Annotated in this window: 1 protein-coding gene and 1 pseudogene; both read right to left on the reverse strand. The window is 38.1% G+C overall.

Annotated features, from left to right (window positions below; all coding sequences use genetic code 11):
• Positions 1-154: 154 nt before the first annotated feature.
• Positions 155-727 (reverse strand): annotated as a pseudogene (locus IJ535_RS13330) (glycoside hydrolase family 1 protein); the annotation flags it as partial.
• Positions 728-746: 19 nt separating this feature from the next.
• Positions 747-2426 carry a glucose PTS transporter subunit IIA gene (locus IJ535_RS13335; protein WP_294303825.1) on the reverse strand — a complete coding sequence of 560 codons (1680 nt, stop codon included), beginning with the start codon at positions 2424-2426 and terminating at the stop codon, positions 747-749.
• Between the last annotated feature and the right edge of the window lie 206 nt (positions 2427-2632).

Here is a 2632-nt window from a genome sequence, read left to right on the forward strand (position 1 = left end):
TAAGATCTGACTCTTGAAACTCTTTTCTGATTTTATTCCAGTTGTAATTTTTTCTTTTGACCATAATGTTTTCCTCCTGAAAGGATTATGGCATTTTGGGATGGGCTTTCCAAGACGGCCGTTCTAGCTACACTTACGTATATCCCTGAACAGTACCAAGGGAAAGTACATTTCCCATAGGCATTGTGCCAGAGTTGATTTCATTGAATGTAAGCCAATAAACAACTTTATCCTTGTATCTTTCAAAAATCGCATGGCAGTATCTTTCAAAAAGCTCGATACATTCTCTTCCATACCATCCATTGTATTTTTCAACAAGTGCATATGGCATTTCATAATGTGAAATAGTAATTAGTGGTTCGATATTATACTTTCTACATTCGTCAATTACATTATCATAAAATGCGAGACCTGCTTCGTTTGGTTCTTGCTCCATTCCTGTTGGGAATATACGTGTCCACGCAATGGAAAAACGGAAAACATTGAATCCCATATCGGCAAATAGCTTAATATCTTCTTTGTAATGATGATAAAAATCAATCGCCTCATGACTTGGATAAAGAGTATTCTCCTCTATTGTAGCAGTAATACGCTTTGGTGTATCCTTGGTACCATTTGTGCACATATCTGAAACTGATGGGCCTTTGCCATCCACATTCCATGCTCCCTCAAATTGATTGGCAGCTGTCGCACCGCCCCAGAAGAAATCTTTTCTAAATGTTTTCATTATAAGCCTCGCTTTCTGTCTATAGTAATGTAATTAATGTGTTACCTACAGCCGCAATAGTTGCCTCTGTAGGAATTACCTCATCATACTTGGTAGTATTAGTAATTATAACTGGTGTATCAACAGAGTATCCTTGAGCGGTGATATAGTCAATGTCAAACTCCAATAAAAGGTCACCCTTCTTTACCTTGTCGCCTTGCTTAACCTTTGGCTCAAAGCCCTTGCCATCTAGCTTTACAGTATCCATTCCTACATGAATGATGATTTCAGCACCTTTATCTGTTGTAAGGCCTATAGCATGTCCTGTTGCAAAGAATGCTGTAATTGTTCCATCAGCTGGAGCAAAAACCTTTCCTTCTGCTGGGGCGATGGCGATACCTTTGCCCATTGCACCTGAAGAAAAAGCTGCATCTTCAATGTCTCCTAACTGCTTTAAAGAGCCCTTGATTGGAGCTGCAATGATTTCTCCCTGACCTGAAACCGTGGTCTTAGTATCCTTCTTAGCAATAGCATCATCTTTATAGAAAATAAGCTCTGAAATAAATCCTGCAACTACGCAAACTAAAGAAACTACGATTGAAATAATCATTCCTCTTGTATCGTTTGTAGCTGTATTTACATAAGCAGGATATGCGAATACACCCATACCTGCCATCTGGTAGCACTTAACGCCCATTGTACAAAGAACTGCACCAGCAATACCTGCAATAACACATGTGCGGAAGAATGGAGCTTTCTTTGGTAATGTAAGACCATAGATAGCTGGCTCTGTAACACCTGCAAGACCAGAAACAAAAGCTGCAGGAGCAAGTGACTTAATCTTCTTATCCTTTGTCTTTAACCAAATACCAAGAACAGCACCAGTCTGTGCAAATGTTGTGCCAAGCATAGCTACAAGGATAATATCCTCACCTGATGTTGCAAGATTAGATAAAGCTATTGGTACCAATGACCAATGAAGTCCAAACATAACAAGTATCTGCCAGAAGAATCCAACAACTGCACCCATAAGAATTGGGCTAACTGCATTTAATGTATTGAAGAACAGTGCAAGTACATTTGCAATTGCAGAAGCAACTGGTCCAATTATAAAAATTGTTAATACAAATGTTACAAATAATGTGATAAGTGGTACACCAAATAACTTAATTGTATCTGGAACAATCTTCTTAACAACTTTGTTTTCAAACCATGCAGCAAATGCTACTGCAAGAATTACAGGAATTACAGATGATGTATAGTTTCCTGAAGGTGGCATTGAAACTGGAATTCCAAATAGATTAGAGATATCATATTCTCCACCTGTCAAATATGGATAAACCATAGCAAGACCAATAAGCAAACCTTCCATCTCTGGAAGTTTAAACTTCTTTGCAGCTGTCATACCTAGTATTGGTGGTAAGAAGTAAAATGCTGCATCAGCAAGTGAATAAAGGAAATTATATGTTCCACTCACTGATGACATAAGTCCAACTGCTGTAAGAAGGGCAAGTACCCCCTTTAAAATACCACATGCACATAACACTCCCAGAAATGGTGTGAATACACTTGTAATAATGCTAATAAAAGCATTGAATGGATTTTGTTTTCCTGTTGATTCAATATCATTTCCACCGGCTAATGCGGATTTGCTTTCTAAATGTCCTACACTAATAACCGCATCAAAAACCTGAGGTACATGATTTCCAATTACTACCATGTACTGACCACCAGACTGAATTACAGTAACAATTCCGTCTGTTTCTTTAAGGATATCTGTGTTTGCCGTAAGCGTAGTTACAGCTTACGGTGTTAGGATATTAAAAAGCTCCCTCGAACCGCTTAAATTAGCAGTTTGAAGGAGCTTTTATTTCGTCTGGGATTTCTTTTGACCATGGCAAAAGTTTTTCAATTATTTCTTTTGGA

The organism is Pseudobutyrivibrio sp., assembly GCF_017471675.1.
Taxonomy (GTDB): Bacteria; Bacillota; Clostridia; order Lachnospirales; family Lachnospiraceae; genus Pseudobutyrivibrio.

Bases quoted from the DNA above. Each gene is read 5' to 3' on its own strand.
- IJ535_RS13335 (WP_294303825.1), bottom strand. From the start codon at position 2,426: ATGGTAGTAATTGGAAATCATGTACCTCAGGTTTTTGATGCGGTTATT.